The 4,941-nt window shown below is 75.7% G+C and carries 6 protein-coding genes and 1 pseudogene; 6 read left to right on the forward strand and 1 reads right to left on the reverse strand.

From position 1 onward, the window contains the following. The first annotated feature begins 77 nt into the window (after nt 1-77). From AC2CHG_RS15960 to AC2CHG_RS15985, 6 genes are all read left to right on the forward strand, one after another. Nucleotides 78-401 carry a YrhB family protein gene (locus AC2CHG_RS15960; RefSeq protein WP_262015032.1) on the forward strand — a complete coding sequence of 108 codons (324 nt, stop codon included), beginning with the start codon at nt 78-80 and terminating at the stop codon, nt 399-401. A 20-nt stretch (nt 402-421) separates the two neighbouring features. Then, complete coding sequence (locus AC2CHG_RS15965; RefSeq protein WP_262015033.1) at nt 422-826, forward strand: type VII secretion system-associated protein; 405 nt, start codon at nt 422-424, stop codon at nt 824-826. Beyond that, nucleotides 823-1,326: a type VII secretion system-associated protein gene (locus AC2CHG_RS15970; RefSeq protein WP_262015034.1), complete on the forward strand. Its 504-nt coding sequence runs from the start codon at nt 823-825 to the stop codon at nt 1,324-1,326. Before AC2CHG_RS15965 ends, AC2CHG_RS15970 begins: the two co-directional genes overlap by 4 nt. Continuing rightward, complete coding sequence (locus tag AC2CHG_RS15975; RefSeq protein ID WP_484525019.1) at nt 1,323-2,240, forward strand: hypothetical protein; 918 nt, start codon at nt 1,323-1,325, stop codon at nt 2,238-2,240. The genes AC2CHG_RS15970 and AC2CHG_RS15975 overlap by 4 nt, the downstream gene beginning before the upstream one ends. 121 nt (nt 2,241-2,361) lie before the next feature. After that, nucleotides 2,362-3,294 (forward strand): hypothetical protein, encoded by a 933-nt coding sequence (locus AC2CHG_RS15980; RefSeq protein WP_262015036.1) that lies wholly within the window; start codon nt 2,362-2,364, stop codon nt 3,292-3,294. Beyond that, nucleotides 3,291-4,190, forward strand: a complete 900-nt coding sequence (locus AC2CHG_RS15985) for a GlcNAc-transferase family protein (protein WP_262015037.1) — start codon at nt 3,291-3,293, stop codon at nt 4,188-4,190. The genes AC2CHG_RS15980 and AC2CHG_RS15985 overlap by 4 nt, the downstream gene beginning before the upstream one ends. A 23-nt stretch (nt 4,191-4,213) precedes the next feature. Here AC2CHG_RS15985 and AC2CHG_RS15990 read toward each other — a convergent pair. Beyond that, a pseudogene (locus AC2CHG_RS15990) lies at nt 4,214-4,941 on the reverse strand (hypothetical protein); the annotation flags it as partial.

Raw genomic sequence — 4,941 nt, forward strand, 5'->3', positions numbered from 1 at the left:
CCCGCCGCCCGTCCCGGCCGTCACGGCGGCCGGGGCGGGCACCCGTCCGACCACCATCGACAGAGAAGGACTACCCGATGAACGCCGACGACGCCCGCAACCGGGCGCAGGCCGCGCTGCGCGGGCTGGAGAACCCGGGGCAGCCGCTGACGCTGCTCGCCCCGGACGCCCCGGCCGAGTACGAGTGGTGCTGGGTCTACCCGTTCAACACGGTCCGGGCCACCGAGACCGGCAGCATCATGGACGCGCTCGCGGTGGGCCCGCTGGTCGTACCGAAGAACGGCGCCGAGCCGTGGGTGGCGCCGTCCGGCCCGCCGCTGGAGCGCTGGCTCAACGAGTACGCCGCGCGGGAGGGGCTGCCGGCGGTGCCGGTCCCGGCCGCACCGGACCCGTTCGCCTGAGCCCGGACGGGCGGCCCGCCGTGAACCCTCGCGGCGGGCCGCCGCCACCTGGAGGAACCATGACCGACAGCGCCGAGCCGCTCGACGTGCTGCTACGCCGGATGATGCGCGGTGACGCCACGATCGAGCAGGTGCAGTCCGCGCTGCGGGGCGCCCGGCTCGACCTCGCGATGAACGGCGACGGCCGTCCACTCGTCGTCCGCTCCTTCGACGACGTGCCGTGCGTGACGGTGGCGACCACGGACGAGGAGCGCGCGCGTACCTTCGCGCCCGAGTGGCGCCGGGTCGAGGTGGTCGAGCTGGCCGAACTGCTGCCGGACGGCATCGACGTCCTGGTCGACCCGAACGGCCCCGAGCCGGCACGGCTGGCCGCCGCGCTCGTCTGGCACGCGCTCCGGTACGCGGACGAGGACACGGGCGGATGAGCGACGACGAGTTCGTGTTCCTGCTCGACCCGGAGTGGCCGGCAGGTGAGGACGACGAGCCGCCGTTCGAGGCGGTCCTCGGGGTGTGGCAGGTCGGCGAGGACGGCGAGGTGGGCGATTTCCGGGGCAACCCGGACTACCGCCGGCACTTCCCGGACTCCCCCGCCGACCCGCTCGACGCCCTGCTGCGCATGGTCGCGGCCGCCGGTGCGGTGCGGCCGGCGCACCTGCGGGCGGTGCTACGCGCGTCCACCCTGCACCTCGCAGTGAACGGCGACGGGCGGCCGCTCGTCGTCCACGCCCCCGACGACGAGCGGTGTGTGGTGGTCGCGACCGGCGAACCCCACCGGGAACCGGTGCCCGCGCCCGGGTGGCGGCGGCTGGACCTGGCGGAACTGGCCGCCGTGGCCGGTGACCGCGACGCGCTCGTCAACCCCGGCGGCCCGGCGCCCGCCCGGCTGGCCGCCGCGTTCCTGCGCGAGACGGCGGCGACGCGATGAGCACGGACCTGCTGCACCTGCTCTGCCTGCGCGCCGCCGGCCGGATCCCGGACGACTACCTCGCCGGCCTGCGTACCGTGCTCGCCCGCGGCAACCACGGCGCCTGCGCGGCCGGGCTGCTCGGCGCGTTCCCGCAGTCCGCGGCGGAGATCGCGGTGCTCGCCGCGCTGCTGCCCCCGCAGACGCCGCTGCCCGGCCCGGCGGCGGACGAGGACGTGGACGCCGATCCGGTGGCCCTGTTCGTCCCGTTCCCGCCGGCCGACCTGCCGCTGTATGCGACGGCCGGGCCACCGGTGGTGGACGAGACCGCCGGTGGCACCGTGGACGGCCTCGACCGGGCGCTGCTCGACGTGCTGGACCCGGACAGTACCGCCGGGGTGTGGCGCTGCTGGCGGATCACCCGGGAGCCGGACGACACCGTCGACGCCGTGCGCGTCTACCTGGTCGAGGCCACGGCGCCCGACGACGAGCTGCCCGCCGTCGCCGACCGGGGACAGCGGGCGCTCTCCGACGCCGGGCACGCCGCGCCGGTCGAGGTGTACCGGCCCGACCTGCCGCTGCCCGCGTACCAGTGGACGGCCCGGTCCCGGTCCGCGCTCATCTGGGCCCCGCAGCCGCCCGGCGAGGTACGCCTGGCCGCCGACGGGGACGCCCGGCTGCCGGTCGACGACGACGAGGTCGCCGCGTTCGTCACCCACCTGCGGTCGGCGCCCGCCCTGACCGCGCACCTGCGCACCGACGGCGCCTGGGTCTGGCCGGCCGACGTGGCCGACCGGCTGCTCGACGAGGGCGCGCTGGCCGACGAGGGTCTGTTGCGGCACCTGCGGCGGTGCCGGGCCGACCCACCCACGCCGGCCGGCGCGGTCGCCGTCCACCGGGCGCTCGCCGCCCTGGTACGCGCGGGCGCGCTCTGACCGGATGCACGAACGGCCCCGGTCGCGGTGTTTCTCGGGCACGAGCCCTCGCGCGGCCCGGCGCTCCCGGCTGCCGCCGTGGTCGAATGCGCCCGCCGACGAGAACGCGAGGAGGCCGGGAATGACGGAGCAGGACGAGCTGCACACCGCGCTGCTGCATCTCGGTGGCCGGGTGCCGGACGCCACGCTCGCCGAGGCGCGGCTCCGGCTCGCCGACACCGGCACGGTGTCCCTCCCCGAGCCGCCCGGACCTGTCGACATGCCGTTCACGTTCGCGTCCGCCGTACCGAATCCGCGTGTCTTCGGCGGGCGGGTGCCGCCGCTGGCCGACCTCACCGGCCGCGACGGCCTGATGGACGACACCGACCGGGTCGCGGTCGCGGCGGTCCGGCAGCAGCCCGGCGCGGTGGCGCTGTGGCGCGGATGGCGGATCGCCCCGGAGTGGGCGGCCGCGGTGATCCCGCCCGCGCCGGTCTACGTGCTGGAGACCAGTGGGCCGCAGGCCGCGACGGCGGCGACCATGATGCGGGCGCTGGCCGGGGCCGGGATCTCGGCGCCGCTGGTCGAGGTGTACCGCCCCGGCGACAAGCTCCCGCCGTACGCGTCCGCGGCCCGCCGGTCCGGCGCGCTGCTCTGGGCCGACCGGGACACCGAACCGTTGCGGATCGCCCGCGTCTTCGACGAGGTGGACGACGACGGCGCGCACTTCGCGCCGGACCGGGAGCGGCTGGCCGGAACCGAACTAGCAGGGGCGGCGGCGTACCTGGACGCGGGCACGCCGGTGCTCGCCACCACCGCACGAGGGCCCGACGTGGTGGAGCCCGCACGCGGCCTGGTCGTGCCGATGACCTACCGCACCGACGGGCGCTGGCTCTGGCCCGAGTCCGTCGCCTACTACCTCCAGGCGTACGGGCTGGCGCCCGAGCCGGACCTGCTGGCCCACATCCGGTCGCGCGGCGACCTGCTGCCGGCCACCGACCCCGCCGACGAGCACCGCGCGCTGGCGCTGCTGTTCCAGTCGTACGCCCTCGTCCCGGCGGAGGCGGACGCGTGACGATCTTCGTGGCGATCGCGTCGTACCGGGACCGGGAACTGGTGCCGACGGTGCTGGACTGCCTGGCCAAGGCCGCGCACCCGGAGGACGTCCGCATCGCGGTGTGCTGGCAGCACCTCGGCGACGAGGACATCTCCGCCATCCGGGACCTGCCGCAGGTGGACGTGCAGGAGTACGACGCCCGGGACAGCCGCGGCGCCTGCTGGGCCCGGGACAAGACGTTCCAGCGGTACCGCGGCGAGGACTGGCTGTTGCAGGTGGACAGCCACACCCGGTTCGCGCCGGACTGGGACGTACGGATGATCCGGATGGCGCGGGAGACCGGAGCGGCGAAGCCGGTCCTTACCGCGTACCCGCCGAGCTACGAGCCCGATCAGGAGTTCACCGGCGCGGGCGCGCCCGCCGAGATCGTCGTCAACGACTGGACGAACGTCGGCGTACCGGTCTTCGGTCAGCGCCTGATCGAGGGGGCCGCGCCCGGCGTACCGCCCAAGCCGGCGCTGTTCCTGGCCGCCGGGTTCCTCTTCGCGCCCGGCTCGTTCGTCACCGAGGTCCCCTACGACCCGGGCATCTACTTCCACGGCGAGGAGATCACCCTGGCCCTGCGCGCCTTCACGTGGGGCTACGACCTGTTCCACCCCACCGAGGTGCTGACCTGGCACTACTACATCCGGCAGGACAGGCCGCGGCACTGGAGCGACCACGTCGAGTCCGACTGGGCCCGCTACGAGGAGCTGAGCCGCCGCCGGGTGCTCTACATGCTGCACACGCCGCCGGTGGACCGGCTCGGCATCGGGCCGGTACGCACCCTGGAGGAGTTCGTGGCGCACACCGGCTGCAACTTCACCCGGCGCACCTGGACCGACATGCTGGCCCAGGAACTGGTGGTGCTCTGACCGGCCCGCCCGCGCCGGTCTGATCAGGTGCCCCGCGCCGGTTCCCCGGCGCCGCTCGACCAGCGGGTCTCGGCGATGGCGGTGGCGAGCCGCGCCAGCTCCGGATGCTGCTGCGCATACGACGTCACGTGCTCGGCCAGCTCGTACTGGGACTGCCACCGGACCTTCCCGGCCCGCACCAGCGCCCGGTCCAGCGCCAGCGGGTCACCGCGCAGGTGACGCCGGACGTCCACCAGGACACCGGTGAGCGACTGTTCCTGCTCGTCGGTGCCGGGTAGCGCCGTCACCATCGCCGGCAGCGCGGCGACCGTCTCGTCATCCATTCCCGGCACCAGGCCGATGAGCGCCTTCTCGCGCGCCTCCGGCCGGGTCTCCGCCAGGTACGCCATCCCCGCCTCGTCGGCGGCCAGGTGACGCAGCGCGGGGTCGCGGCTCAGCTCCGCCACCGCCGCCGTCACGGCCGGCCCGGTGTCGCCCGGAACGGTGTCCTCGGAGTCCGTGCTGGTTGGAACCGCGCCGGGCGAACGGGGGTCGGCCCGAAGCGTGCCGGCCGGGTCAGGGTCGGCCTGCCAGGTGCCGGCCTGTTCGGCCACTGCTGCCGCGTGCACGGCCGGGTCGATGCGTGTCGGGGCGGGTTCCGCCGAGGCGGCGGCGGACGGGGACGGCGTCACGGCCGGTGCCGCCTCGGGTGATCCGGCACCGTCGCCCGCTCCCGCCCGGCGGCGCGCGCGCAGGCCCAGCAGGACGGCGG

The organism is Micromonospora sp. ATLC20, assembly GCF_057196585.1.

Coding starts and splice junctions, on each gene's coding strand:
- AC2CHG_RS15960 (WP_262015032.1), top strand. CDS start 78: ATGAACGCCGACGACGCCCGCAACCGGGCGCAGGCCGCGCTGCGCGGG.
- AC2CHG_RS15970 (WP_262015034.1), top strand. CDS start 823: ATGAGCGACGACGAGTTCGTGTTCCTGCTCGACCCGGAGTGGCCGGCA.
- AC2CHG_RS15975 (WP_484525019.1), top strand. CDS start 1,323: ATGAGCACGGACCTGCTGCACCTGCTCTGCCTGCGCGCCGCCGGCCGG.
- AC2CHG_RS15980 (WP_262015036.1), top strand. CDS start 2,362: ATGACGGAGCAGGACGAGCTGCACACCGCGCTGCTGCATCTCGGTGGC.